This is a genomic window from Cohaesibacter haloalkalitolerans (assembly GCF_003574655.1).
GTDB lineage: Bacteria > Pseudomonadota > Alphaproteobacteria > Rhizobiales > Cohaesibacteraceae > Cohaesibacter > Cohaesibacter haloalkalitolerans.
Window position 1 is genome coordinate 1 of record NZ_QNUM01000002.1, and the last position, 24,439, is coordinate 24,439.

Below are 24,439 nucleotides of genomic sequence, written 5' to 3' on the forward strand. Positions count from 1 at the left end.
GCTCTATGAACGCACCAGCGTGATCATAACGACAAACTTGAGCTTCAGTGAATGGGCTCAGGTTTTTGGAGACGCGAAAATGACAACCGCATTGCTTGATCGTCTTACCCATCGATGCCACATCCTCAAAACAGACAACGACAGCTATCGGTTCAAGGCAAGCTCAAAACAGGCACAGAAAACACGAAAGGAAACGAAAACATTGACCACCGCATAATCGCAGGTACATAACGGAACGGTGGGTCAATTCTCGGTGAAAGTACCGGGTCAGTTCTCAGTGACATTCAACATCTTAAGAAATTTCAACCAAACTGTTTCGATTCCCCAAAAGACACATTCAAAGCAAAAGCGGTACCGAATACACCCATTATTGATACAAGCGAAAGAAAATTTCATCAATTCTCGTCAGATCGAAGAGGAGGGTTACCTAAAACCCTATAAACAGCTTCTGGTAGACATCACAACCTCCAGAGCCTGCCTTGATAGATCCTTAGCGTTCGCTTCGGTGTTGTTTCGAGCGTTTAAAGAAGCGGGCCATAATGTCTCTATCGCATCAAAAGACAGCGGCTTTCGTCGCCCGGATATCGATGAGCGTGAAAGCCATGGTACCCGCGGTTATAATCGTTACGGCAAATGGTCGCCTCTGCGTCCGACGGTAGTCGATGTTCAAGGCATGGTGCTTGGCATCTCTATTGTCGAAACATCAGAGGATACTCTTCTGCACTATGTTGAAGGGAAATATCTTAGAGAAGCCGCCTTTCGCAAACTGAAGCTTCCGAAATTCATGCTCGAGAGGTCTTGGACCACCTCTAAAGATTTACCTACCGGCCGTCTGCGCCTCGTCATTTATGAAACATATGCAGGCGTGAGTTGGCAGAAGGTGTGGCAGGATACAACTAGTTCGAAGCTAGACACCATTATTCCTTCAATTGTTGAGCAAATAGAGAAGAGCATAATCACCCTCACGCAAGAAAGAGAGAAGGCTGACCGCGAAGCAGAAGCAAGGCGACGTGAGTGGGAGGAACGATGGGAAAAATCCCGACGTGAAGACGACAGACGCGCTGTAGAAAAATCAATCGTAGACAGCGATATTGATCTTCAAAAGATTATCGAAAGTTGGGCGAGAGTGCAGCAAATTGAGCAGTTCTTTAAACAACTTGAACAGAAGGCATCGTCGCTTCCAGAAGACCAGGAAAACAGGGTCAGAGAGCGTGTGAAACTCGCTCGTGAGGTTCTTGGCACACAGGATCCGCTCGATTATTTCCTTAGCTGGAAAACACCCGAGGAAAGGTACAAGCCTAAATACTGACCTACAGGCAGTGCAGCCAAGGCGTCGGGTTTATCTTTGTGAAAGCAGAAGAAGACAGTGAGGTTCCCCGGTTTATTCAGTTTAGTGATCACCGCATCGCTCCGGCAGACGCCGACCATTATCATCTCTACTGGGGGAATGATCGAGCAGAATTGCTGAAGGAAGTTACCAACTGGCCAACCTAATATCCAACTTCCCTGGCAGGAGATAAAATCGTCAAGGAAATGCTGGCGTACTAATCAGACGCCGAGAGAGACTGCAGGCTCGCTTCCCGAGCTTGCGGCTCTCGCGCATACCTTTTTCCACACAAAATCGACTACGCACTGGTGTGGCTCTTTTGCACGAAATACCTCTGGTGAGTTTTTGGTGAGTTTTTTGTTTTTCACCCAAAGGGGAAAGACCTAACCTATTGAAAAGGTTGGTCGGAGTGAGAGGATTCGAACCTCCGGCCCCTGCCTCCCGAAGGCAGTGCTCTACCAGGCTGAGCTACACTCCGTTGGTGGCGGTAGGATTATGACAAAGGAATGAAATAATCAAGCGCGTCATGGCCTGATGATGCAGATTTAGAGCAGATCTTCACCGACTTTTGTGCAATCGACAGCTTGTCCACAAAGCGGAGCGGATTGCTTCCCCATTTGGCTGCCATGGTCGAGAAAAATGGGTTGCTGGAAAAGGCGAGGATAGCGGATTTGGAGACAACAGTTTCGAGGGCTGCGGAGTGGCTCCGATTCCCTTGCGCTAAAGAAGGTTTTCTCTCCCCTTCAGGATTGATCGCTGGGGTTATTTCTTGAAACGCTCAACCACCTTGTAAAGCGCATGAGCCATCAAGAAAGTGATGAGAATGACGATTAGCCCGTAAACGACAGTCATGGCACGCCTCCCGCATAAGATTGGAACAGTTTTTATTATCTCAACTCCTGGCACCTGCGACAAGTCGACTTGCGTCGGGTCCGGAAACGAACGGACTGAAGCTCGCATCAGACGTCATGAAAAAGGCTCGGCAGGGAATCTCCCACCGAGCCTTTTCAGTTTCAAATCCTGAGCAGGATAAATGGCTTATTCGACTTCGGTGATGTTGCCCGGCAGAGCGACCGTGAAGTCCGGATGCTCGGAGATATAGCTTGCCACCACGTCTTCAAGGTTCGGGCCGTAGTCATAGGCATTCTGGCCGTTGGTCTTGAAGACCTTGTAGCCATCACCACCGGAGCGCATGTAGTTGTTGGAGACAACGCCGTAGACGGCTTCCTTGTCGATTGGCGCCCATGCGCCGTCTTTCATGACCTCGACAGAGACAACGCGTTCACCGGCAGGCTTGGCGCGCGACCAGCTGTATTTGAGGCCAGCGACCTGTGGGAAGCGGCCTGCGCCTTCTTCAACCTGCGAGAGGCCATTCTCCAGAGCGGCGATGACGTCAGCGCCGGTCAGCTGGAAGGTGGCAACCGTGTTCTGGAATGGCAGAACGGTTAGCACGTCACCCATGGTGACCTCACCGCCCTTGATGGAGGCGCGCAGACCACCGCCGTTCTGGATGGCGATCGAGATGCCCTGATCCTTGACGCGTTCCAGCATGGCGTCCGAAACGAGTACGCCCATGGCACATTCCTTCTGGCGGCAAGTTTCGCGCGAGCCGTCAACGTCAGCCCCGAGAGAACCAATCACCTTGGCCTTGAGCTCAGCGATTGGAGCACCCAGCTCCTTGATACGTGCCAGCACGGTAGCGTCCGGCGTGACCGAAGCGTCCAGAAGGATCGGATCGCCCTTGGCGGAAATGACATTGCCGGCATCATCAAAGGTAACCTTCAGATCACCAAGATATTTGGTGTAGGCATAGGCGGTCACGATTGGCACATCCTTGCCATCCGGATTTTTCACCAGGGTCGGATAAGGGCCAGTGGCCTTCTCGTCGGTGTTGGACAGCAGGGTGTGGGAGTGACCACCGACGATGACGTCGATCCCGGCAACCTTGGCAGCCAGATCCATGTCCTTGGTGATGCCTTCATGGGTGAGCGCAATGATCTTGTTGACGCCCTGCTCGGTCAGTTCCTGAACCGCCTGCTTGAGGTAGTCCTCGGAAGAGGTAAAGATCACTTTTTCGCCCGGAGACGAGGTCTCGGCGGTATCAACGGCCAGAGTGGAAATGATGCCGATCTTCTCGCCACCGACTTCCTTGATGACGTAAGGCTTGATCTTGCCCTTGAGCACAGGCTCGCTGGACACATCGATGTTGCCGGAGATGATCGGGAAGTTCACCTTGCCGATGAAATCGGAAAGGCCTTTCGGGCCGTCATCGAATTCATGGTTGCCGACAGCCATCACATCATAGCCAATGGCGTTGGCGAATTCGGCAGCAGCTTCGCCCTTGTAGGTGGAATAGAACAGCGAGCCCTGGAATTCGTCGCCAGCATGCAGCAGCAGGGAGTTGGCGCCATCCTTGGCGAACTCTGCACGGAGCTTCTCTACTTCGCTCTTGACGCGGGCAACACCGCCAAAGCACTTGCCTTCTTCTTCGCCCTTGGCATCGCAGGTGTTATCATACTTGCTGATCGACTCGATGCGGGAATGAACATCGTTAAGATGAAGAATGTTGAGGGTGTAGTCTGCATGCGCAGCGCCGCCAAGGCCAGCGGTCATGGCAAGGGCAGCAACACCGGTGAGTAGATTTTTCATATGAGAGAAACCTCCAAAACATGATTGATCTCCCCGAACTGATCTCGTCCCACTTCAGTATCGAAATCCTGATCCATTCCTGTCCGTGAATTAGTGTGAGCCATGACAGAAATGGTGGCTTGCTTCCGGGGAGCTTTTCCGTGGGCCTTTCTCCGGCAAACCGGGGCCCTCCAAATCGCAGGCAACATTAACCAGCCACGGCAACTGTTTCATGACAGGTTTGCCGTGGCTAGAGTGGAAAGCAGGATCCCCACAAATATGTCGAAATATCCGGACAGGCCTTGGATATCCTGACGAGAATTTGCCCCGCCAGCGGGCAAACGCGCAAATTTCACTCACACTTTAGGCGAATTGGAGGTCACGGTTGCGTGATTGACAAAAAACCCGATGAGGCTCTTCCCACCGGGTTTTGCAGACTATTGCCGTGCTTCAAGGATCAGAGATCGTGCTCGCCGACCTTGATGACCATCTTGCCGAAGTTCCGGCCTTCGAGCAGATCAAGGAAGGCGGCGGGGGCATTTTCGAGACCTTCCACCAGATGCTCGCGATATTTGATCCGGCCTTCCTTGATCCATCGGGTCATGTCGGCGGCGAACTCGGGATAGAGATGGCCAAAGTCCTGGAAGACAATAAACCCGCGCACGGTAACCCGGCTCTTGAGGAAGCTTGCCATCAGGGCACCGGACATATCCGGCCCTTCAGGCAACTCGGTGCTGTTGTATTGGGCGATGACGCCGCAAAGCGGAATGCGAGCACCGGAATTGAGGAGCGGCACGACGGCCTTGAACACATCGCCACCGACATTTTCGAAATAGACGTCAATGCCATCGGGACAGGCTGTCGCCAGCTGCTCCGCAAAATCAGGCGCGTTGCGGTCGATGCAGGCGTCAAAGCCCAGCTCGTTGACTGCGTAATCGCATTTGTCCTTGCCACCGGCGATGCCAACAGCGCGGGCACCCTTGATCTTTGCGATCTGGCCGACGTTGGCTCCCACACCTCCGGTCGCCGCAGCAACAACCACGGTTTCGCCCGGCTTCGGAGCACCGATCTGCAACAGGCCGGTATAGGCCGTCATGCCAGGCATCCCCAACGCACCCAAGGCCCATGACGGGGCTTCGGGGGTCTTGCCCATGTTGGTCACCATGGTGCCATCGGACAGGGCATAGTCTTGCCAGCCGTTAAAGGAGAGCACCCAGTCGCCTTCGGTAAAGCCTTGCAGATTGGATTTGACCACCCGCGCTACAGTGCCGCCGACCATCGGGTCGCCGATCTCCACCGGCTGGGCGTAGGACTTGGCCGCACTCATGCGCCCGCGCATGTAGGGATCGAGGGACAGATAAACCGTGCGCAGCAGCATCTGGCCATCGGCCGGTTCGGGGATGCTGGTTTCCACCAGCTTCAGGGTGTTTTCGTCCGGGGCCCCGACAGGGCGTTCATTGAGAAGGAACTGGCGGTTGGCCGTTGCAGTCTGTGTCATGTCAGGCTTCTTCCTTGATGTGGGTTAGCCGCTTGGCTGCCCCCGATACTGGGCGGCTCCGGGCATAAGATGAGTAAATATTAGACCGGTCGTCTAGTTTTTTGATGAGAAGTGTTTCTTCCCTATTTGCGGGCCTTGCTCAGTTGTCTTTTCCAGAGAGAACGGGGATTCAGGCGTCAGCCCGCAGGCAAAAGGGCCTCGCTGTTGGTGCGGGCCTGTATCAACGGGCTGGAGGAGTGCTGCACCTTGGCCAGAAGGCTGGCACCAAGCCACATCTGATAGAGCAATGCCGCCGTCATTTCGGCATTGATCTCGCTGGCCAATGAACCATCGGCTTTGCCCTTCAGGATCTGTCGGCTCAGACGATCCGTGACACCCGAAACACCGGTTGCTAGAATGTTGCGCATATTCTCAGACAAATCAGAAACTTCCGCGCCGAGCTTGACGATCAGGCAGGTGCTCTTGTGGTCAGCAGGGCACTGGCTGACTACCCATTGATCCCAGTAGTCCATCAACTGCTCGCGGCTGGAGCGTCCCTCTTTCGAGAACAGCTCATCGAGCCTGCGGTGATAGTAGCCGACATATTGCTCAAGCAACTCGCAAGCGAACTCTTCTTTCGAAGAGAAATAGTGATAGAAGGACCCTTTGGGGACGTCGGCTTCGCGCAGCAACAGCCCAAGGCCCAACGCGCTGAATCCCAACTCGGCCATCAGCTCTCGCCCTACAGAGAGGATATGCTCGCGCGTCTTTTCCGTTTTCTTGTTCATGTCGGTGCATATAGGTAAAATTAGACCAATCGTCTAGTCGCTTATTGCCAATTTTTGGATTTTACCCGATTAGCAACCGGCCCGCATCCTTCCGGCAAGGCGCTTTCAGACCTCAGGCAGTGCCTCAACATAGTACCAGCGGCCGGATTTCTTGCGAAAAAGGCTGAGCTCCCGATGGGTATTGAGACTCCCGCCAGCCAGATAGCGCGCCTCGAACAGCACCGTCCCCTGCCGGTCCCCCACTTCCCCCATTTCCGTGGCCAGAATCTTGAGCCCGGCCCAATGGTTCTCGGCAGCCCATTTGGCCGTGGCGAAATGATCAAATCCCGGTTGGTATTTCGGCCAGAGCGTCTCCTTCAGATAGTCGATTTCCTGAAGGGCAAAAGCGGAGTAACGCGAGCGCATCAGCGCTTCGGCCCTCTGAGGCAAGGCATCGCCCTGATGATAGGGAGCGCAGCAGTCGGCGTAGGCCTTGCTGCTGCCACAGGGGCAAGGCTTGTTGTCGGCAGGATTGTTTGGTGTGACCATGATGCTCCCCTCGCTTTGCGGACGCGCGTTTCGGATTAGTCGTATTTATGAAAGCTTTCTGCGCATAGGCAATAGCCTTGCGGCGGCAAACTTGTTAAAGCAGAACAATTCATCCAAGCTGACAGTCAGAGGAGCCTGCATGTCCAATTTACCGAGCCTGATCCAAATCGGCAGCTACGAGATGGTCGTGGTCCAGGTGTTGTTTCTGGCGGGCGTGATCGGCGCGATCACAGCCAAGGCCAAGGGACGCTCCGGCTTTGTCTGGTTTGTGCTGAGCGTGGTCAGCTGCGGGGCCGGGATTCTGGTGGTGCTGTTCATGCCTGCAAAGAAAGCCTCTGCCCACGGCAAGGCTGACGGCTCTGATGGTTCCAGTGGTTCTGACGGCACATCTGAATCCCATTCCAAATAAGGCTGGATCGGCGTCAGACAGACTGACTGACAGCCTTCAGCCACCGATCGTGCAGATCACGACAAACGCATTTCTGGAAAACAGGTATTCGGAGGCCCGGCGTCTCAGTCGACGTCGAGAGGCTCGGTGCCAACCGGTTGGCCTTCTGCGGAAAGGCGAATCTTCTCGACCTTTTCCTCGGCCTTGCGCAGCAGTGCATCGCAGTGGCGCTTCAGCGCTTCGCCTCGTTCGTATTCCTCGATGGACTTTTCCAGAGCGACATCCCCGCGTTCCAGACGCTGAACGATCTGTTCCAGTTCGGCAAGGGCTGCTTCAAAGGTGAGCTCGGACAGGTCGGACATGGCGAATTGATTTCCTCTGGCATGGCTTGGAATCGGGTGAACGAAGCGACTGTCGAGTCGCTCATTTCCTTTACCATGGAAATGTCCTCGTGCAAAAGCCCCGTCGCCAAGCCCTGCGATCTTGCTCCCCCCAGACAGGGGAAAGAGCAAGACAAGATACAGAGCGACTTAGGCATGGACTCGGACATGGGCATAGGCATGTACATCCGCATGAAGCGCGGACAAAATCCAACACCTTCGCCACCTTGAAAGCGCAGTCTCCCGGCCCTCACATCCGGCAGCAGGTCCAGTCGTTACAGGGAGCAGCTCTTCTTGATCATGGTTGCCCGCACTGCGTCCTTCTGGCCCTTCAAATTGGCAATCTGAGGCGCGACGTTGCCACCGGAGAGGCTGGAAACCGGCAGTCCCAGAAGGATCACACCAGCGATATCATTCTTGCGGGCCTGTTCCTGTTGGCCGGAAGCCGTCATGTAAGCCTGATTGAGACGCTCTTCCTCGGCGGCAAGTTGCTTGCAACTGAAGCTTTCATAAAGGGTGGGGGTCACGTAGGCCGGAGCAATGGCATCAGGCTTCTGAGCGCAACCCGCTACCAGCAAAAGGGCAATACAAGCCAGAATGGATTTCTTCATCTTATTTCTCCTTTTGGTTGTATTGTTAGTTTTCACAACTCATAAGTCCACTGTTTCGTAACAGCGCAACGAGGTTTTCCAAAGCTTCGTAAGCGCGTCAGCCACGCCATTGACTGCCAGGTGTGAGTTTTGGGGAAACAGGGCTGCGGGGATGGCTTGCCAGAATGAGGAAAGGGTCCAATGCCTGGCAACATTGGACCCTCCCTTCGGGTGGACCGAAAACTCCGGGATCAGGCGCGGTATCACCCGTGCATTAGCCGGTCCACGTGAACAGCAACCGAACGGGCCAGAGCCGTCAGGTCATAGCCCCCTTCCAGCAAGGAAACCACCCGGTTGTCACAACATTTGTCAGCAACATCCATCAGTTTGCCGGTCAGCCAGGAAAAATCCGCCTCGGTGCAGGTCAGATCGCCCAAGGGATCGCGGATATGGGCATCAAACCCGGCGGAAATGATCACCAGATCGGGGTTGAAATTATAAATAGCAGGCAGCAGTCGCGACTCAAAGGCATCGCGCATCTGCTCGGACCCATTGCCCGCACTGAGCGGGGCATTGACGATATTGCCTTCGTCATCCTTGCCGGTTTCGCGCCAATCGCCGGTTCCGGGATAGAGCGGCATCTGATGGGTCGAGCAATACATCACACTCGGATCATCCCAGAAGATGTCCTGAGTGCCGTTGCCATGGTGCAGATCGAAATCGATGATGGCGACACGCTCAGCCCCATATTGCTTCTGGGCGTAGCGGGCGGCAATTGATGCATTGTTGAAAAAGCAGAAGCCCATGGACCGGTCACGCTCGGCGTGGTGCCCCGGAGGGCGAATGCCGCAGAAGACATTGTTGGTCTTGCCCTGCATGACTTCATCGACAGCCTGCGTGGAAGCACCAACCGCATAGAGCGCTGCGGTCAGAGTGTCAGGCGACACAGTGGTATCGCCATCAAGCGAAATGAGCCCTTCCGCCGGCGTCACGCTTTGCAGATGATCGATCACGCTTTGCGGATGGCACAGCAGAATGTCCTCATAGCGACCGAGCTGAGCCTCTTCGCGCGGAATGAAGATGAATTTCTCATGCTCCAACGCGATGTTGACCGCACGCATCCGATCAGGGCGCTCGGGATGACCCTCAGGCGTCTTGTGATTCATGAAACTCGGATGCGTAATGTAAACCGTTGACACGCTCTAGCTGCTCCTAAACGGGATCTTCTTCCGGATCCCAGCCCGGACAGACTCTGATATCCGTACTATCCTCTATATGCATCCAACGTTTCAAGGGCTTCCGTCAATGCAACATTCGAGGCAGAAGGGGCTTTTATCCGCTGGGCAATTCGTTGAGTTGTCAAAGAAATCACAGGTGCACGGGCGTTTGGCCACGGTATTTGCACAGACCGGGCCGATTTGTTATTGGGCACTATCAAGGGCTTGCTGTATGGAAAAGAGTGTCCCATGCTGGAAAGCTGGCCCGATCATCGCAAGGTTGTACCCATGTCCCCTGTCAAGCTCGTTGAACACAGTCTCTTCCATTGCCTCGATTTCAAGGGCCGCGCCGGGCGGGCGGAATTCTGGCTGTGGATCGGCTTTTCGTTGTTGATGACGGCAGGCTTCTATTTCATCGGCCTCAATGCCCCGCTGCTCTCCGAGATCTGGAAAGCATGGTTTGCCCTCACCTTCCTGTTCGGCATTTCACTGACAGTGCGGCGGCTGCACGACATGGATCTGTCGGGCAAGTGGTTCCTGATCGTGCCGGTGGGCATCCTGATGACCTTTGCGATTGCCACGATCGCCCCGGACCTGATGGCGCAAATGCTCTGGATCCCGGTGGCGCTGGTCATGGTGCTCTATTTCGTGGTTGGCTTTGTTCCCGGTCCGGCAGGTGAGAATCGCTTTGGCCATGCCTTTCCGCCGCGCAAGCTGCCTTTTGCCTGACACCCCCGGCTCCTTCCACAACTGCCTCCCCTCCCCGAGATCAAGCATCCACAAAGAGGGGCAAGCTTCGCCTTGCAGCATTAACCATGTGCAGCAAAAATCAATCTTTACGATTGATTAACCATAAGCTCTTCCGTAGGCTCTGCTTATCGACAAGCGACCGCTTGCGGAGGAGAAGGCAATGTTTTCACTCTATGGCAAACTCTTTTCAATTCTGAGAGCATCCTTTTCCTATTCAGGCCGCACTGCACGCATGGAATTCTGGCTGTTTCTGCTGTTCTATGCCCTGATGTATTTTGCGGCCCTTGGTGCGGACGTCACCTATTTCCAGCAGCAGCAACCAGGCGGCTTTCCGCTCTTGCTTTCCCACCTTATGGGCGGCAGGGAACCGTTTGTCTGGCTGCATTTGATCCTGCTGAGCCCGGCGATGATCGCCATCACGGTGCGGCGTCTGCACGACCGAGGGCATAAGGGCTGGTGGGGGCTGGTGTATCTCGTGCCGTTCTTCGGCCTGTTCCCCATGGTTGCCATGCTGGCGCGCAAGGGCCAACAAGGCTTCAACCGCTTCGGCGCCAATCCGCTCGATCTGGCGGCGCTCGCCAAGCGCGAGGCTCAGGCGGCGAAACCGGCCTACACCAGTGCCCCGGCGTCCGCTCCGTCTCCTGCGGAGTAAGCAACACATTCCGCCCAAGGGTTTGCTATTGCATTTAAAAATACGCATCTTTTGTCTTGCCGCAGACGTATTTTAATAGACAGTTAACGCTTTCTCTGGTTTGAGCAGGGAAAGCCGAAGGCGACAATTGGCCATTAGGGTTCAATTAACAGACGCAATCCATAGTTGGATTATTACCATCTTAGATTGCAGAGTTTGACATGACTTTTTTTGCCGCCATTTCTTCCTGTCTGAGGCATTCGTTCGACTTTTCAGGCCGCGCGCCCCGATCGGAATACTGGTACTGGGGGCTTTTCATCATCCTCTGCAGCTTCATGATTGGTCTGCTGGGGGCTCTCCTGTTCGGTCGTGCCACAATACTGGGCGTCAGTCCCCTGACGCTGATATTTGTGCTGGCCACCGCCCTGCCCGGTTTTTCAGCCATGGTTCGAAGACTGCATGACGTCGGCAAAAGCGGCTGGTGGTGGCTGATATCGGTAGTCCCGGTCGTCAATTTGTATTTTTATTATTTGCTCCTGAAGCGCGGAACGGATGGCCCGAACAAATATGGCGACGATCCCTTGTCCGGAGGCTCCATGGGCTATGCTCCGGGTGCATCAAGGCAGCGAGGCGACCAAGCGCTCAGACCCTTCAGCGATGAGGAACTGGCCAGACTGTTGCCTGATCGAGCCACGGGCGGCGCAGCCGGACAGGCAAGACCCAGAACCAGCGTTCCAACTGTCGGAGGGCAGAAAAGCACCGGCTTTGGACGACGCGGTGCTGGCAACAACCCCGGCTTCAGGGGCTTCCAGACTACCCAGCAAAGGCTCGGCAAGCATTAGCTGGCTTGCCGCCAGCCGCAGATCAAAAACAAAAGCCCCCGCAGGTCGTTTCCCTGCGGGGGCTTTTGTCATTTCTGAACAAGCGGCTCAATCAGCTGACGGAAATGTCGAGGCCGAGATCGAAGTTCGGTGCCGAATGGGTGATGTAGCCTGCGGAGATGTAGTCGACACCGGTCTGGGCGATGGCGCGGATCGTTGCCGGGCTGACACCGCCCGATGCTTCGGAGATGATGCCGGTACCGTTCAGCAGAGCCAGCGCCTCGGTCAATTTTTCCGGTCCCATATTGTCAAGCATGATGACATCCGGCTTGGCCGCAATCGCTTCCTTGAGCTGCTCAATGGTATCCACTTCCACCTCGACCCGAACCAGATGGCCGACGAAATCGCGTGAGCGACGGATGGCCTCGGTGATCGACCCGGCCACGGCGATGTGATTGTCCTTGATGAGAATCGCGTCATCAAGGCCGAAGCGATGGTTGGAGCCGCCGCCGCACTTGACCGCATATTTCTCGAAGGCCCTCAGCCCCGGCAAGGTCTTGCGGGTGCAGGTCACTCTGGCCTTGGTACCCTCCGTCAACTTGACCATCTCATGGGTGGCGCTGGCTACACCGGACATGTGGCAGAGGAAGTTGAGCGCGATGCGTTCAGCAGACAGCACAAGACGAGCCGGACCATGGATTTCGGCAACCACGTCGCCCTTCTTCACCTCGGTGCCATCGCACATTTTGGGAGAGAACTCCACCGCCTCGCCATTCCATTTGCCGATCTGGCGGAAGGCGCTTTCGGCAAGCGGAATCCCCGAGATGATGCCCTGATGGCGTGCCGCAATGACGGCCTTGGCCTGGGCAGTTTCCGGGATGGTGGCGAGCGTGGTGATATCACCGGCGCGGCCCAGATCTTCCTTCAAGGCAGCAAGGACTGCCTCGTCAATGATCGGCTGGGGCAGAAAGAGTTTGTCTGCAGTGATGGGTCTGGCTTCGCTCATGATCGGGGTTTCCTTCGGTCTTCGTCCAGATCTGGTCTTTTCTGGTGCGTTTCATCCTTGCGTCTTCAGCTAGCAAAAGGCGGTGCCAAAGGCGCTGTTCTAGATCAATCGGCAGTTGCTTTGCCGAGAATCCGGTCCATCTGCGCCTCGGCGTCCTTCAATGTCATGTAGGTCCTGTGACGCCATTCCTCGCGTGGCTCGGGGTAGTCGATGCGATAATGCCCGCCGCGGCTCTCGGTGCGCAAAAAGGCTGCAACGGTGATCAGCTTGCTGGCAATGAGATGATTGCGGAAACTGTCGTTGACGGCCCTTGCCTCCAACTCGGCGATGATCTCCAGTGCCTTTTTCAGCCCTTCCCCATCGCGCTCGACGCCGACATAACGGCTCATGGTGGCGCGCAGCCTTTCGATATCCTGCCGGGGCTGATTGACCGCCGGGGCGCGCCTTTCATTGCGGATGGGTTGCCAGAGTTCATGCTTGGGGGCGCTCAGCTGCTGGTCAATATCATGAGCAACAAGCGAAGCGAACACGACCGCCTCCAACAGCGAGTTGGAGGCCAGCCGGTTGGCTCCGTGGGCTCCGGTGGAAGTCACCTCACCTGCGGCCCAGAGCCCGTCAAGGGTCGTGCGCCCCTGGGCATCGGTGAGAATGCCGCCCATGTGATAGTGAGCTGCCGGGGCAATAGGCAACGGCTCGGTGACGGGATCAAGCCCGGCTTCCTCGGCATAGCCATAGACGGTGGGAAATTCCTCCGGGAAGGCCGCGCCAATCGCCTCTCGGCAATCAAGAAACGCACCGTTTCCTGCCTCCACCTGACGGTGAATGGCCCGGGCGACAATATCGCGCGGAGCGAGTTCGGCCAGCTTGTGCTCTGCCAGCATGAAGCGTTCACCGGCCCTGTTGATCAGCTTGGCACCATGACCGCGCAGGGCTTCGGTTGCCAGTGGCGCCGGATCCTTGCCGACATCAAGCGCAGTGGGGTGGAACTGGACAAATTCCGGATCGGCGATGACCGCCCCGGCCCTTGCCGCCATGGCGATGCCGTCGCCGTTGGATTCGGGGGGATTGGTTGTCACCCGATAGAGATTGCCCGATCCGCCCGAGGCCAGAACCACGGCACGAGCCGGGAAAAAGATGGTGCTGCTTTCCTCGTCCTCGGGCCGGGCACAGTTGCGGGCAACGATACCTTTGACATAGCGCCCCTCCATGTGCAGCCGTTCGGCCTGATAGCCCGAGACGATGCGAATGGACGGCATCTCAACCACCCGCAGAATGAGCGCCGCCATGATGGCATAGCCCGCCCGGTCGCCGGATACGCGCACCACACGACTGGCTGAATGCGCCGCCTCACGGCTGAGGCGCAATTTGCCCTCAAGATCCTTGTCAAAGGGTACGCCCACTTCCAACAGGTCGAGAATGCGCATCGGTGCCTGTTCGGTCATCAGCCGGGCGATGTTCTCGTCAACGATCCCGGCGCCCGCCTCGATGGTGTCTCTCAAGTGCGACTCCGTGCTGTCGCCTTCGGAGACCGCCGCCGCTATGCCGCCTTGCGCCCATACGGAAGACGCGCCCTCTCCAATGGGGGCGGCAGAAATAAGCGTTACGGGGCGCGGTGCCAGTTTGTAGGCACAGAAGAGACCGGCCAGGCCGCCGCCAACAATGATGACGTCATCGTTGCGTTGCCAGCTTTCGGGTCGGAAATCGTCGGGGGCAGAGACTATCATGGACGTGACTTCAATCTGGCCGGGAATGCATGCGCTCCGCAAGGGGAACGGCCCGCGCCCGGCGCAGGATGGGGGAAGAAAAGAAAAGGCCCGGGTCAGCCTGTTGCCGTTGTCCCGGGCCTTCGATGTCAGGATTTCAGATTGATCATCCGCTCGACAGCCAGACGGGCCCTGTCGGCAACGAGAGGATCAACCGTGACCTCTTCCTGCATGTAGAGCAGGCTATCGAGGATTTTCGGCAAGGTGATCTTCTTCATGTGCGGGCACAGATTGCAGGGCCGGACGAATTCGACCTCGGGCGCTTCGCTGGCCACATTGTCGGCCATGGAGCATTCGGTGATCATCATCACCTTGCCACCGCGCTTGCCTTTCACCCAGTCGATCATGCCCTTGGTGGAGCCGGAATAGTCGGCTTCGGCGACCACCTCTGGCGGGCATTCTGGATGGGCAATGACCTGCACATCCGGCATGGAACGACGATAGGCCCGGATCTCGTCGGCGGTGAAGCGCTCATGCACTTCACAGGACCCCGCGAATGTCAGCACTTCCACATCCGTCTGGGCGGCGACATTGCGCGCCAGATACTGATCGGGCACCAGCAGCACACGATCCACGCCCAGGCTTTCGACCACCGCCACTGCATTCGAAGAGGTACAGCAGATGTCACACTCCGCCTTCACGGCCGCAGAGGTGTTCACATAAGTGATGATCGGTACGCCGGGATATTTGTCGCGCAGGGCGCGAACGTCAGCTGCCGTGATGGAAGACGCCAGTGAACAGCCTGCCGTGCTATCCGGAATAAGCACGGTCTTCTCGGGGCAGAGAATTTTCGATGTCTCCGCCATGAAATGCACACCGCACTGGATTATCAGGTCCGCATCCGAACGCGCGGCCTCAATGGCCAGTTGCAGGCTGTCGCCACGGATGTCGGAGACGCCGTGAAAAATCTCCGGCGTCTGATAATTGTGAGCGAGAATAACGGCGCCGCGCTCCTTTTTCAGCCGGTTGATCGCAGCAACATAGGGCGCATGAAAGGGCCATTCGATCGCGGGAATGATGTGCTTGACCTTTTCATAGATGTCTGCGGTCTCGGCAGCCACCTCTGCGGTGTAGGCCAGATCTGGCATAGGCAGGATTCCCCTCTCCTGCGCGGCCTTGCTCGGGGCACGTTTTGCGAAATCGGTAGCGGTCTGGGCGGGCATCATCATGCGATTCTGGCCTCCTTCAAATAGTGCGGTGCTCTGTCGATCTGTCCGGATACGTCTCAAACGCCGTGGGCTTTTCTGGTCGATCCCCCCCTTGCGTCCTGTCTCCAGACGGCCCTCCTCCCCGCGACCTGAAGCAGTCCTGCGACAGGCTCGGAGCGGTGGACACTGTTCTCCCGGAGAGGACACCTCGCCCTGTTATGCTCCGGTATTCCAGCAACCCAACTTATGCTCAAACTGAGCATAAGGAGAGCAATAAAACAACCAGCGCACCGCTGGTCCCCTGCCCTTGGGCAGTATTACTTATTTCGAAAAATATAGGGCCAACCCGGCGGGATTTCCAGCCCCTGAAGCGCGCCGGGGGATAAGTGGAGCCTGCGGTCGCAGCCTTTGGCGCCTTAATCCCCACGCCTTTCCAACCGTCAGATTCGTCGGCCAAATGCCGGCGACTTGCCTATACTTTCGGAATTACGCAATGAATTCAGAAGCAAGCGAATTGCGTTTTTCAAGGTTCAAAAGAAAAGACCCAAGGCCTTTCGGCCTTGGGTCCATTCTCAAAAACAGGAAAAATAACAGGATCTCGTGCTGGCAAAATTTGTAAACAGGCGGCAAATAAAAACGAAACAGGATTAGGTTCTGAAAGCCTTGAACTATGAATTTTCAAATCTTGATCTGTCTTGAGGCTCAAATTATCCAAGTTTCATGACAGTTCTTTGACAACCATCCGGAAAAATGACCATTGCATCCGCTTGGGCCAACATGGCGCGCGGCTGCACATGCCAACAGCCCCGTCGCCCAAGTGGTGTGAGCACAGGCAACAGGCTTTCAAGCAGTGGGAATCACGGGAAATGGCGTGCTAGACGGAAACACCGGTTGCGAAGCTGACGATCTGCCAGCTGCCATCGGGGACCTGACAGGCCTGGCCTTCGATATTCTCGACACCGGTCACCCGATGCATCGAGCTTTTGAAGGAACGGCATTCTTCGTTCATCATGTCAGGCAGCTTGCGCACCTGGGTGATGCGGCCTTTCGAGCCGGTTGCCGGATTGGCCCAGTCGGCATTGATGTCGCCACTCTGCATGGCGACCTTGTCGAAGGAGGAGATGCGGTCGAGAAGAACCTGCCAGTCGGAAGGATCTATGCCAGCCAGCAGACTATTGGTAAGGCCCGTAGAGCCGGTCTTGATCTCATCGATCTTGGCACTGGAGCCTACAAAGCTGACAGAAGCACAGGCCCCGAGGGAACAACAGGTGGCCACCACGCACAGCTTTACGGCGCCGCGCGCGACGCTGTAAATAGATGCAGGGACTCTATGGCCAAACATGTCCGGTTCCTTTAAACTCCCGGGCTGAGCCTGCTCATCAAGCAGGTCCCACCTTTGAATTGATAAAACTATTTTCAGCCAGGAAGGTTAATGAGTGGTAACTTTACTGAGGTAAATAAGCCTCTGGAGCTCTTTTCTCATTGGTTGGCGGAAGCCGAAGCCAGTGAAGTCAATGATCCCAATGCCATGGCTGTTGCCACGGTCGACGAAAGTGGTATGCCGAATATCCGCATGGTGCTGTTGAAGGATTATTCTGAAAAGGGTTTTGTCTTCTACACCAACTTTGAAAGCGCGAAAGGCCGTGAGCTGCTTGCCAGCCACAAGACCGCTCTGCTCTTCCATTGGAAAAGCCTCAGACGTCAGGTGCGTATCCGGGGCAACGTAGAAGTTGTCAGCAAGGAAGAAGCTGATGCCTATTTTGATTCCCGCGCCCGCGGCAGTCGGATCGGCGCATGGGCTTCCAAGCAATCCCGGCCGCTGGAAAGCCGCTTTGCCCTTGAGAAATCAGTTGCGGAATATACCGCCAAGTTCAATATCGGCCGCATTCCTCGCCCGGACTACTGGTCCGGTTTCCGCGTGGTTCCCGAGGAGATCGAATTCTGGCATGACCGGCAGTTCCGCCTGCATGACCGCGTTGTCTTCAAGGCTGTCGAAGGTGGCTGGGAGAAGACCCGTCTCTATCCATAAGCTTGCTGGCGGGGAGCTTTTCAAAGTTCCCGAGCCTGAGCGAAGGCGCAGCCCGGCGAGCGACATTGTCAGAACCTTCTACGGCTAGGCAGATCACCATCAAACGACCGGACATCAACCGACCAGATGCCCGGTTTTTTCCCTTCCGGCCCTAGTGGCCCTTTCCAAGTAACCACCATGACCATTACAAGCATGACCGCTCCTCTGTTGCAGGGGTTTCTGCTGGGGGCTTCCCTTATCATCGCCATTGGGGCGCAGAATGCCTTTGTCCTGCGTCTCGGGCTCCAGCGACAGCATGTGCTACCCATCGTTCTGATCTGCGCCTTTTCCGACGCGCTGCTGATAACAGCAGGCGTTGCGGGCATGGGGACACTCGTCAAGCAATCGCACACCCTGCTGACCGTGATCACCTGGGGCGGGTTTGCCTTTCTGGCCATCTATGGGCTGCAGGCATTCATCCGGGCTTTCAAGAGCAATGGCATGCATGTAGGAAAAGCTGAGGCTGTCAGTCTCAGAAACGCAGTGATGACCGTACTCGCCTTCACCTATCTCAATCCCCATGTCTATCTGGACACGGTAATGCTGGTGGGCAGTCTATCGGCCCGCTGGCCGGGCGTGCAGCAGTGGCTGTTCGGCATCGGGGCTATCAGCGCGTCCTTCGTCTGGTTCTTTGCCCTTGGTTACGGCGCGCGCATTCTCTCGCCACTGTTCGAGCGGGCCATTGCCTGGCGCATTCTCGATTTCATCATCGGCACAGTCATGTGGCTATTGGCCTGGTCTCTGATCCACAGCGCTTTCTGAGGCCGAACGTCTGCACCAGACGCAAAAAGCGCTTCACGATGTGAAGCGCTTCCACATTGTTGGCTTTCGCGCGAAATCCGCTGTCAACCGCACCAAGCTTGGATGCGCCAGCAAGCGAGCCATGCGGGTTGGAGACCGTTGAGGGGCTCCTAGGCTCAATCACGCGTCATCAGGGTCCTTGACAGAATTGCAGGCCCAAGACAGGAACCAAGGGCAGCAACACCACAGATCCGGACAGGATCCGCCGGCGACAATTCTAACAAGAGATCCTATTTCTTGTCATGAACAGGATCGTAATCCTTGTGCTTGGCTTCGATGTGCTTCTTGACGCAGCAAGCAGCAGCAACGGAAGGAATACCGATTTCGTGGTATTCTTTTTGCAGAAGATCAATCGAAGAAGATTTTTTTGCTTGTTCAGGCATGGTCATGTCTCGTCAAATTTGCCAGTTCACTCCGGTAAACAGACCTTAGCCCAAAGTATCTTCCAGATGTTTGACTCAGTCCAAACCTGACTATCTTTCCCCGATTTTTTGGATATTCCCCTACAAAGCCATTCGATTTATGCGCGGGAGATGTGCAGAAATCACATTTCCTTTTTGAGGAAAACGACAAAGAACATAATTTTTCAAAACTTAAATATTCAGCACATAATTTCTTAAAAGAAGCGATACTCAATATATATATTGGAAGTCTTCGTCAAATCTGCACAACTTTGAGGCAAAACTCGCCATTTCGAGCCGCAAATCTTGTACCCAAGCTTTTCTCATGCAAATTTGCATATTCGGTATGTAACAATCGGATGACTTGTATTGCGCGCCAGCAGCAACACGTTGCACTTCTCAAAGCGGCAAGCCCTGTTCCAACAGCTCGTTCCGATCAACGATCAGGGCATTGCCGGCCCGATTCAGCGGACCGCGATAAAGTGGGCCAGAAGATAGTTTGACTCGCGCTTGATCGAATTGATGATCTCCCGATCCGTGACCATGTCCCCTCCATTCCTGTCCAGACGCATGAACAAGGGAAACAACGTCAGACCAAGCCGGAAGGAGAGGAATAGCTCTGCTGAAATGTTGCGAACCGTATTCTGGGCAACACCTCTCTTGATGGTTGCTTCGATCAGATTGAGAATTTCATTGATCTTGTCTTCACTGCTGGCAAGAATCGAATTCTTGTTGGGAGCAGGAAAATCATAGAGCAGCAGGCGGGCATAGCCCCGTTTAGCAAGATAGAGATCGATCGTACGGTCCGCACTGGCAAGCAGTGCCTCGCGAGGCGGCAGGGCTGATAGCTCCTTGTAGATATCCAGCAATTTGCCCAGAAACTCATCGGTCAGAGCTTCAAGCAACACCTTGCGACTGTCAAAATGCGCATAGAGAGACGGTAGCTGGACACCGACCTTCTCGGCGACATCCTTGAGCCGAAAACCCTCGACGCCATTGCGGGCGATCTCCTGCTCAGCCACTTCGAGAATGATTTCCCGTGTGCTGCGCTTTCCTTCAGTCTGCCTTTTGCTTTTTGTGGTCATCGTATTTCAACCAGGTCTTGCCTTGCTGTCACAAGGTACTCATCTCACATGGCCGCATCAGGGCGTCGTCACCCGGGTGTATGGCGTGTTGCCTTGGTCCAGTGGTGGGCGTCGGTGCCTTGTTGGTTATATTCACAATCGATGATTGAAAAATGCTTGTCAACGCTTGATAGCAACCTTGTTACTAAAGACATTTTTCATTCACCGCTACGATGTACCAACCAAAAGATCGATTTTCCAAGGCTTCGTCCGGTCCGCTTGGAGACACATCCATGACCGGTTTTGCGCCGCCCTAGTTTGTTGGTGCCAACCACTCTTATACTTCTCTATGCGGGCACTGGATCAGTGTCGTCATAAATATACAAAATTGACGCAAGCTGATGTCGGCCCTCGAAGCACCGCAGGTGCTGTCGCATTCGTTTGACCAATACTGAAGTAGTTTTAAGTATTTCCAAATTTGGCAACACGCATCCCGCACGGATTCGGTGTAAGTGAGTTGATTTTTCGTCCGTAGTTCGGCTGAATAGTTATGGAAATGGATAAGATCAAACGATTCTTGGAAGCAAGTCGCATGATTTATGAAAGTCCATCAGACCCAGCCCTGACCGATTGGCTCAATATTTGTGAGTTTGAAGCGCTATTCTGGGAAGAAAGCCTCAGAATACAGACCTTCGATCGCGCACTGGCCAACGAACGCCCCTATTTCGTCCAGCAGCATCCATCATCATCCCATAGCGGACCGGGAGCCAAGCATGTCGATGAGTGGCTCCCGTTGTTGCTTTTTGGCAAACACATCAGCGGCGACATGCGGCATTGGGACTCAACCCTTGAGGTCTGCGCCACGCGAACCGGCAGTGGCGACCCGAAGACGGCCAACGGCTGCAGTTTCGACGCCATGTACCGGATGTTTTCCAACCAGCCCCATATTTCGCCCGACCGGGAGGGCTATCTGGAAATCACGCGAGCAATGAACCCGCGGCAGGGTGCCGACCTTGTTCGGCATGACCGGGAATTGTCGCGCGTGGGTGTGGTCATCGAGAGCTACCGCCCCTTCAGCATCAGCCTGCAGGAGGTGGAACGGGAAGTGAAGCGCGCCGTTCTACGCAAGGCAGCAAAAAACTATGAACCCGACACCACCCTGATCATCTGGCTCAGAGACGAGCCCCCTGCCCTTGGCAAACGCCTGCAGGACAAGGACCTGCACAGGGATATCCAACGGCTCTCGGACGGTGTCTTTGCCAATGTCTGCTGTGTCGGTCTGAAAACAGGCATATCGTGGCTGCTCGGCTCCGGCCTCTGAGGCCGGAAAAGATCTCTTGGGCTCAACGGATTGTCGCCTGATGACGCTCCTCCGCCCAACAAAAAAGCCGCGGCATTCAGCGCCACGGCTTCAGAATTCTTCTGTCCTGTCCGACGGACCAGACTAGTGCAACTTGGTGCCGACTTCGGCGATGGATGCTTTCAGCAGATCCTTGCCTGCCTTGCCTTCCATCTTCTTAGTGAGGATCTTCTCGGCAGCCTTGACGGCCAGATCAGTGGCGGCACCCTTGACTTCACTGAGGGCACTGGCTTCGGCCTGGGCGATCTTGTCTTCGGCGAGCTTGGTGCGGCGTGCCACAAAGTCGGCGATCTTGACCTGAGCCTCTTTCTCCATCGCTTCTGCTTCGCGCTTGGCAAGCATCACGATTTCTTCCGCTTCACTCTCGGCTTCGCGTGCCTTGCGCTGATATTCAGCCAGAAGGGCCTGAGCCTCTTCACGCAGGCGGCGAGCCTGATCCAGTTCGTCTTCAATTGCCTTGGCGCGTTTGTCCAGAGCTGCAGCAATCGTGCCGGGAACACCCATTTTCAGGATGATGCCGACAAAGATGAGGAGACCGATAAAGGCCCATAGCGTATTCGTACCCATCAGGCTCTCCCTCTAGTTTGCCTTGACCGTGGACACAGCGGCGGCAACTTCCTTCTCAGTGACGTTGGAGCCGAGAATGTGCTCCAGAATGGCTGAGGTGGTGCTCGTTGCAATTGCGTCGACTTCGCCCATGGCTGCGTTCTTGACGGCTGCGATCTTCTTGTCCGCAGCAGCAATCTGGCTAGCCACATCCGCCTCAACCTTGGCCAGTTCGGCTTCGATATGAGACTTTGCTTCTTCACGGGCGTTGTGTGCAATGCCGTGGGCTTTCTGGCGCGCTGAAGCCAGAGACTCTTCGTAGGAAGCAATCGCTTCGTCCGTGTCCCGCTTCAGGCGTTCCGCCTCGCCAAGGTCGCTGGCGATGCGATCACGGCGCACCTCCAGAATGTTGGCAATCTGAGGCAAAGCCACCTTGGACATAATGTAATAAAGCAGCCCGAAGGTGATGGCCAACCACAGAAGCTGAGATCCAAAAGTCGATGGATCAAAAGGAGGGAATGATGAATGCCCGCCTTCTCCTCCGCCGTGACCGGCCACTTCCGTATGCGCATCGATCTGCTGTTGCGCCATCGTCATCTCCAAATCATAAAGTCAGACCCGCTAAACGAACCTGCTTTCGTTCCGGCTTTCAACGAGCCAGCCAGAAGCCGACATCGCAGGCCATTCCCGTTAGCCCCAAGGACATCAGCAAGGGCGTGTTCGATGACGCGCCCTGCCCAAAAATCCGACTGCTCCCTCTTCCGTCCACGAGACGCCTCCTTACACAAAGGAAGGCTCGTTCCGTCTTGAGACAAGCATGGGTGATCGTTGTTGCTCTTCAAAGGCAGAAGGGGCAGACCGTCAGTCGGCCCGCTTCAAATTCCAATGCACTGAAGAGTTCAAGGCTGTAACTGAGACCTTGAAACTATCCGTTGCCTGATCCTGCCCCCTAAGGACAGTCAATCAGTATTAGACAACGAACATCAGCAGGAAGGCAACAACGAGAGAGAAGATGCCAAGACCTTCTGCAAGTGCTGCGCCAACCAGAGCGTTGGTGAACTGAGAGGCTGCTGCAGACGGGTTGCGAAGAGCACCGGTCAGATAGTTGCCGAAGATGGTACCAACACCGATACCGGCGCCAGCCATACCAATACAAGCGATACCAGCACCAATCAGCTTTGCTGCTTCTGCATCCATTGTAAATTCTCCTGTTTCATTCAATCAGAATTTGAGTTGGGTTAATGTTGGTTTGAACTCATTCAGACGAGCCCGAAGCCTTATCAGTGTGACGGGTGAATTGCGTCGTTCAGATAAACACAGGTCAGGATCGTGAATACATAGGCCTGCAAGACTGCGACCAGAGTTTCCAGTGCCGTCAGGGCAACGGTCATGCCGAGCGGAAGAACGCCAGCAAACCACCCCCCGACACCTGCCGCCGTCAAGGTGACGATAAAGCCGGCAAACACTTTCAGCACGATATGACCGGCAAGCATGTTACCGAACAGACGCAAAGAGAGAGAAACCGGACGAGACAGGAAGGATAGCACTTCGATAATGGCGATAAACGGCGCGATTGCCACAGGCAATCCGGATGGCAGGAAGAGCTTGAAAAAGCCAAGTCCGTTGCGCATTAGGCCATAGACGATCACAGTGAAGATGACGAGCAACGCCAGCGCCGCAGTGATCACCAGATGACTGGTAACAGTCATAAAGTAGGGCACCAGCCCGAGAACGTTCGCTGTCAGCACGAAAGCGAAAATCGAGAAGACGAACGGAAAGAAACGCATACCCTCCGTTCCGGCAGAATTGCGCAATGTGCTGGCAACCAGCTCATACATCAATTCGGCAGCAGACTGCCAGCGGGTCGGCACCAGGCCGCGGCCGGAAGTCGAAAGAATCAGGAACGCGGAAATCAGAACGACAATTGCGATCATGAACATTGCGGAGTTCGTCATAGCGAACTTCACACCACCGACTTCGCCCAGAGTGAAAATATCATAGATCTGGAACTGATGAATCGGATCAACGGCAGGATCTGTCACTCGTTTGCCCTCTCAATCAACCTGGTCATCCAGCCTGCCCCGGGGCGCCTTTGGCGCAGAACCGTATTCGACAGACTGGTGTTAAATTCTCAAATGCGTCCTTACCCGCGATTATCGCCCATGGCAAGTCACAGTTCGTTTAAATCAAGCCCCCGGAGGCGGCAACTTGCCCGCCGAGCGCAGCAAATTCAGCATTCCGGCCATGAACCCGAGCAACAGGAAGATGATCATCCCCCACGGTCTCACGCCCAGCCATTCATCAATCAGCCAGCCGATGGCTGTTCCAACAAGAACCCCTGCGACAAATTCGGACCCAAGCCGCCATGCCATTGCAAGACCGTTGTTGCTGGCGCTGGACTGGTTCTTCCGCTCCCTTGTCGCCTGATCCTGCCGAATACGCGCAAGCTCAGCGTCCAAGGTTTCCCGGCGCGTGTCCAGCTCCGGCTCTTCGTCTCGTTGCGTGGTCGCCGCCGGAGTTTCCGCTTTCTTTTCACCGGTCATCCCTTTGAGCCCCTGCAACTGTCGAAGACGGGCGCACCTTAATCGGGGCCAGTTGGGGTGTCAAGCCAGCATATCCCTAAGTCATATCCCTGTAATCCTTAGAGAAATTGCAAATGAGGGCAAAATATCCTCCATTCGTTCGTCCAATGGGGGACGGCAAATGCTCTTCGCGGGTGCAAAACGACGTGGAAATCTTGGCTATTTCACCCCCTCA

At 55.4% G+C, this 24,439-nt stretch carries 27 protein-coding genes, 1 tRNA gene and 1 pseudogene; 10 read left to right on the forward strand and 19 right to left on the reverse strand.

Annotated elements, in window-relative coordinates; all coding sequences use genetic code 11:
* The 3 genes and pseudogenes from DSL70_RS03865 to DSL70_RS03875 form a co-directional block, all read left to right on the forward strand.
* On the forward strand, positions 1–217 hold a 217-nt coding region (locus DSL70_RS03865; RefSeq protein WP_162916331.1), incomplete at its 5' end, for an ATP-binding protein.
* Positions 218–277: 60 nt separating this feature from the next.
* Entirely contained in the window at positions 278–1,309 is a 1,032-nt protein-coding gene (locus tag DSL70_RS03870) for a hypothetical protein (protein ID WP_162916332.1), read from the forward strand.
* A pseudogene (locus DSL70_RS03875) lies at positions 1,303–1,494 on the forward strand (ZinT/AdcA family metal-binding protein); the annotation flags it as partial. The gene DSL70_RS03870 and the pseudogene DSL70_RS03875, both read left to right, overlap by 7 nt.
* A gap of 234 nt (positions 1,495–1,728) precedes the next feature.
* On the opposite strand, the gene DSL70_RS03880 reads toward DSL70_RS03875, so the two are convergent.
* The 5 genes from DSL70_RS03880 to DSL70_RS03910 all read right to left on the reverse strand — a co-directional run bounded on the left by DSL70_RS03880 (position 1,729) and on the right by DSL70_RS03910 (position 6,748).
* Positions 1,729–1,805 (reverse strand) — tRNA-Pro (locus DSL70_RS03880).
* A 560-nt stretch (positions 1,806–2,365) separates the two neighbouring features.
* A complete protein-coding gene (locus DSL70_RS03890) occupies positions 2,366–3,976 on the reverse strand; it encodes a bifunctional metallophosphatase/5'-nucleotidase (RefSeq protein ID WP_119306620.1) in 1,611 nt (536 codons plus the stop codon).
* Between the two features lie 436 nt (positions 3,977–4,412).
* Entirely contained in the window at positions 4,413–5,453 is a 1,041-nt protein-coding gene (locus tag DSL70_RS03900; RefSeq protein WP_119306622.1) for an NADP-dependent oxidoreductase, read from the reverse strand.
* A gap of 176 nt (positions 5,454–5,629) precedes the next feature.
* Positions 5,630–6,220, reverse strand: coding sequence for a TetR/AcrR family transcriptional regulator (locus DSL70_RS03905; protein WP_119306623.1), 591 nt, complete (start codon positions 6,218–6,220; stop codon positions 5,630–5,632).
* A 105-nt stretch (positions 6,221–6,325) separates the two neighbouring features.
* Entirely contained in the window at positions 6,326–6,748 is a 423-nt protein-coding gene (locus DSL70_RS03910) for a YchJ family protein (protein WP_119306624.1), read from the reverse strand.
* A 139-nt stretch (positions 6,749–6,887) separates the two neighbouring features.
* Between DSL70_RS03910 and DSL70_RS03915 the strand changes: the two genes are divergently transcribed.
* Positions 6,888–7,157 carry a hypothetical protein gene (locus DSL70_RS03915; protein ID WP_119306625.1) on the forward strand — a complete coding sequence of 90 codons (270 nt, stop codon included), beginning with the start codon at positions 6,888–6,890 and terminating at the stop codon, positions 7,155–7,157.
* A gap of 104 nt (positions 7,158–7,261) precedes the next feature.
* Here DSL70_RS03915 and DSL70_RS03920 read toward each other — a convergent pair whose 3' ends face one another.
* The 3 genes from DSL70_RS03920 to DSL70_RS03935 all read right to left on the reverse strand — a co-directional run bounded on the left by DSL70_RS03920 (position 7,262) and on the right by DSL70_RS03935 (position 9,272).
* On the reverse strand, positions 7,262–7,498 hold the full coding sequence (locus tag DSL70_RS03920) for an exodeoxyribonuclease VII small subunit (RefSeq protein WP_119306626.1): 237 nt from the start codon (positions 7,496–7,498) through the stop codon (positions 7,262–7,264).
* A gap of 293 nt (positions 7,499–7,791) precedes the next feature.
* Positions 7,792–8,127, reverse strand: coding sequence for a hypothetical protein (locus DSL70_RS03930; protein WP_119306628.1), 336 nt, complete (start codon positions 8,125–8,127; stop codon positions 7,792–7,794).
* 242 nt (positions 8,128–8,369) lie between these two features.
* Positions 8,370–9,272 (reverse strand): histone deacetylase family protein, encoded by a 903-nt coding sequence (locus DSL70_RS03935; protein ID WP_245418089.1) that lies wholly within the window; start codon positions 9,270–9,272, stop codon positions 8,370–8,372.
* A gap of 300 nt (positions 9,273–9,572) precedes the next feature.
* Between DSL70_RS03935 and DSL70_RS03940 the strand changes: the two genes are divergently transcribed.
* From DSL70_RS03940 to DSL70_RS03950, 3 genes are all read left to right on the forward strand, one after another.
* Positions 9,573–10,052, forward strand: a complete 480-nt coding sequence (locus DSL70_RS03940) for a DUF805 domain-containing protein (protein ID WP_119306630.1) — start codon at positions 9,573–9,575, stop codon at positions 10,050–10,052.
* 181 nt (positions 10,053–10,233) lie between these two features.
* On the forward strand, positions 10,234–10,725 hold the full coding sequence (locus DSL70_RS03945; RefSeq protein WP_119306631.1) for a DUF805 domain-containing protein: 492 nt from the start codon (positions 10,234–10,236) through the stop codon (positions 10,723–10,725).
* A 200-nt stretch (positions 10,726–10,925) separates the two neighbouring features.
* A complete protein-coding gene (locus tag DSL70_RS03950) occupies positions 10,926–11,546 on the forward strand; it encodes a DUF805 domain-containing protein (RefSeq protein ID WP_119306632.1) in 621 nt (206 codons plus the stop codon).
* 91 nt (positions 11,547–11,637) lie between these two features.
* Here the strand turns inward: DSL70_RS03950 and nadC are convergent, their stop codons facing one another.
* From nadC to DSL70_RS03970, 4 genes are all read right to left on the reverse strand, one after another.
* On the reverse strand, positions 11,638–12,531 hold the full coding sequence (gene nadC / locus DSL70_RS03955; protein WP_119306633.1) for a carboxylating nicotinate-nucleotide diphosphorylase: 894 nt from the start codon (positions 12,529–12,531) through the stop codon (positions 11,638–11,640).
* A 104-nt stretch (positions 12,532–12,635) separates the two neighbouring features.
* Positions 12,636–14,255, reverse strand: coding sequence for an L-aspartate oxidase (locus DSL70_RS03960; protein WP_119306634.1), 1,620 nt, complete (start codon positions 14,253–14,255; stop codon positions 12,636–12,638).
* A gap of 128 nt (positions 14,256–14,383) precedes the next feature.
* The gene (gene nadA / locus DSL70_RS03965; protein ID WP_119306635.1) at positions 14,384–15,463 is read right to left on the reverse strand and encodes a quinolinate synthase NadA; all 1,080 of its coding nucleotides are present in this window, start codon (positions 15,461–15,463) and stop codon (positions 14,384–14,386) included.
* A gap of 853 nt (positions 15,464–16,316) precedes the next feature.
* On the reverse strand, positions 16,317–16,784 hold the full coding sequence (locus DSL70_RS03970; protein WP_119306636.1) for an RT0821/Lpp0805 family surface protein: 468 nt from the start codon (positions 16,782–16,784) through the stop codon (positions 16,317–16,319).
* Positions 16,785–16,874: 90 nt separating this feature from the next.
* Here DSL70_RS03970 and pdxH point away from each other — a divergent pair, with 90 nt between their 5' ends.
* Together pdxH and DSL70_RS03980 are read left to right on the forward strand one after the other, a co-directional pair.
* Positions 16,875–17,471 (forward strand): pyridoxamine 5'-phosphate oxidase, encoded by a 597-nt coding sequence (gene pdxH / locus DSL70_RS03975; protein WP_119306637.1) that lies wholly within the window; start codon positions 16,875–16,877, stop codon positions 17,469–17,471.
* A 192-nt stretch (positions 17,472–17,663) separates the two neighbouring features.
* Positions 17,664–18,272 (forward strand): LysE/ArgO family amino acid transporter, encoded by a 609-nt coding sequence (locus DSL70_RS03980; protein WP_205563189.1) that lies wholly within the window; start codon positions 17,664–17,666, stop codon positions 18,270–18,272.
* A gap of 269 nt (positions 18,273–18,541) precedes the next feature.
* On the opposite strand, the gene DSL70_RS22160 is transcribed toward DSL70_RS03980, so the two are convergent.
* The gene (locus DSL70_RS22160; protein ID WP_162916333.1) at positions 18,542–18,694 is read right to left on the reverse strand and encodes a hypothetical protein; all 153 of its coding nucleotides are present in this window, start codon (positions 18,692–18,694) and stop codon (positions 18,542–18,544) included.
* A gap of 482 nt (positions 18,695–19,176) precedes the next feature.
* On the reverse strand, positions 19,177–19,797 hold the full coding sequence (locus DSL70_RS03985; protein ID WP_119306638.1) for a TetR/AcrR family transcriptional regulator: 621 nt from the start codon (positions 19,795–19,797) through the stop codon (positions 19,177–19,179).
* 571 nt (positions 19,798–20,368) lie between these two features.
* Between DSL70_RS03985 and DSL70_RS03990 the strand changes: the two genes are divergently transcribed.
* Entirely contained in the window at positions 20,369–21,097 is a 729-nt protein-coding gene (locus tag DSL70_RS03990; protein ID WP_162916334.1) for a hypothetical protein, read from the forward strand.
* Between the two features lie 123 nt (positions 21,098–21,220).
* Here the strand turns inward: DSL70_RS03990 and atpF are convergent, their stop codons facing one another.
* The 5 genes from atpF to DSL70_RS04015 form a co-directional block, all read right to left on the reverse strand.
* Positions 21,221–21,703, reverse strand: coding sequence for a F0F1 ATP synthase subunit B (gene atpF, locus DSL70_RS03995; protein WP_119306640.1), 483 nt, complete (start codon positions 21,701–21,703; stop codon positions 21,221–21,223).
* Positions 21,704–21,715: 12 nt separating this feature from the next.
* Positions 21,716–22,273, reverse strand: coding sequence for a F0F1 ATP synthase subunit B (locus DSL70_RS04000; RefSeq protein ID WP_119306641.1), 558 nt, complete (start codon positions 22,271–22,273; stop codon positions 21,716–21,718).
* A gap of 378 nt (positions 22,274–22,651) precedes the next feature.
* The gene (locus tag DSL70_RS04005) at positions 22,652–22,879 is read right to left on the reverse strand and encodes a F0F1 ATP synthase subunit C (protein ID WP_090070561.1); all 228 of its coding nucleotides are present in this window, start codon (positions 22,877–22,879) and stop codon (positions 22,652–22,654) included.
* An 83-nt stretch (positions 22,880–22,962) separates the two neighbouring features.
* Positions 22,963–23,724 carry a F0F1 ATP synthase subunit A gene (locus tag DSL70_RS04010; RefSeq protein ID WP_119306642.1) on the reverse strand — a complete coding sequence of 254 codons (762 nt, stop codon included), beginning with the start codon at positions 23,722–23,724 and terminating at the stop codon, positions 22,963–22,965.
* 144 nt (positions 23,725–23,868) lie between these two features.
* On the reverse strand, positions 23,869–24,225 hold the full coding sequence (locus DSL70_RS04015; protein ID WP_119306643.1) for an AtpZ/AtpI family protein: 357 nt from the start codon (positions 24,223–24,225) through the stop codon (positions 23,869–23,871).
* Positions 24,226–24,439: the final 214 nt, after the last annotated feature.

Bases quoted from the DNA above. Each gene is read 5' to 3' on its own strand.
- DSL70_RS03890 (WP_119306620.1), bottom strand. From the start codon at position 3,976: ATGAAAAATCTACTCACCGGTGTTGCTGCCCTTGCCATGACCGCTGGC.
- DSL70_RS03900 (WP_119306622.1), bottom strand. From the start codon at position 5,453: ATGACACAGACTGCAACGGCCAACCGCCAGTTCCTTCTCAATGAACGC.
- DSL70_RS03905 (WP_119306623.1), bottom strand. From the start codon at position 6,220: ATGAACAAGAAAACGGAAAAGACGCGCGAGCATATCCTCTCTGTAGGG.
- DSL70_RS03910 (WP_119306624.1), bottom strand. From the start codon at position 6,748: ATGGTCACACCAAACAATCCTGCCGACAACAAGCCTTGCCCCTGTGGC.
- DSL70_RS03915 (WP_119306625.1), top strand. From the start codon at position 6,888: ATGTCCAATTTACCGAGCCTGATCCAAATCGGCAGCTACGAGATGGTC.
- DSL70_RS03920 (WP_119306626.1), bottom strand. From the start codon at position 7,498: ATGTCCGACCTGTCCGAGCTCACCTTTGAAGCAGCCCTTGCCGAACTG.
- DSL70_RS03930 (WP_119306628.1), bottom strand. From the start codon at position 8,127: ATGAAGAAATCCATTCTGGCTTGTATTGCCCTTTTGCTGGTAGCGGGT.
- DSL70_RS03935 (WP_245418089.1), bottom strand. From the start codon at position 9,272: ATGAATCACAAGACGCCTGAGGGTCATCCCGAGCGCCCTGATCGGATG.
- DSL70_RS03940 (WP_119306630.1), top strand. From the start codon at position 9,573: ATGCTGGAAAGCTGGCCCGATCATCGCAAGGTTGTACCCATGTCCCCT.
- DSL70_RS03945 (WP_119306631.1), top strand. From the start codon at position 10,234: ATGTTTTCACTCTATGGCAAACTCTTTTCAATTCTGAGAGCATCCTTT.
- DSL70_RS03950 (WP_119306632.1), top strand. From the start codon at position 10,926: ATGACTTTTTTTGCCGCCATTTCTTCCTGTCTGAGGCATTCGTTCGAC.
- nadC (WP_119306633.1), bottom strand. From the start codon at position 12,531: ATGAGCGAAGCCAGACCCATCACTGCAGACAAACTCTTTCTGCCCCAG.
- DSL70_RS03960 (WP_119306634.1), bottom strand. From the start codon at position 14,255: ATGATAGTCTCTGCCCCCGACGATTTCCGACCCGAAAGCTGGCAACGC.
- nadA (WP_119306635.1), bottom strand. From the start codon at position 15,463: ATGATGATGCCCGCCCAGACCGCTACCGATTTCGCAAAACGTGCCCCG.
- DSL70_RS03970 (WP_119306636.1), bottom strand. From the start codon at position 16,784: ATGTTTGGCCATAGAGTCCCTGCATCTATTTACAGCGTCGCGCGCGGC.
- pdxH (WP_119306637.1), top strand. From the start codon at position 16,875: ATGAGTGGTAACTTTACTGAGGTAAATAAGCCTCTGGAGCTCTTTTCT.
- DSL70_RS03980 (WP_205563189.1), top strand. From the start codon at position 17,664: ATGACCGCTCCTCTGTTGCAGGGGTTTCTGCTGGGGGCTTCCCTTATC.
- DSL70_RS22160 (WP_162916333.1), bottom strand. From the start codon at position 18,694: ATGCCTGAACAAGCAAAAAAATCTTCTTCGATTGATCTTCTGCAAAAA.
- DSL70_RS03985 (WP_119306638.1), bottom strand. From the start codon at position 19,797: ATGACCACAAAAAGCAAAAGGCAGACTGAAGGAAAGCGCAGCACACGG.
- DSL70_RS03990 (WP_162916334.1), top strand. From the start codon at position 20,369: ATGATTTATGAAAGTCCATCAGACCCAGCCCTGACCGATTGGCTCAAT.
- atpF (WP_119306640.1), bottom strand. From the start codon at position 21,703: ATGGGTACGAATACGCTATGGGCCTTTATCGGTCTCCTCATCTTTGTC.
- DSL70_RS04000 (WP_119306641.1), bottom strand. From the start codon at position 22,273: ATGGCGCAACAGCAGATCGATGCGCATACGGAAGTGGCCGGTCACGGC.
- DSL70_RS04005 (WP_090070561.1), bottom strand. From the start codon at position 22,879: ATGGATGCAGAAGCAGCAAAGCTGATTGGTGCTGGTATCGCTTGTATT.
- DSL70_RS04015 (WP_119306643.1), bottom strand. From the start codon at position 24,225: ATGACCGGTGAAAAGAAAGCGGAAACTCCGGCGGCGACCACGCAACGA.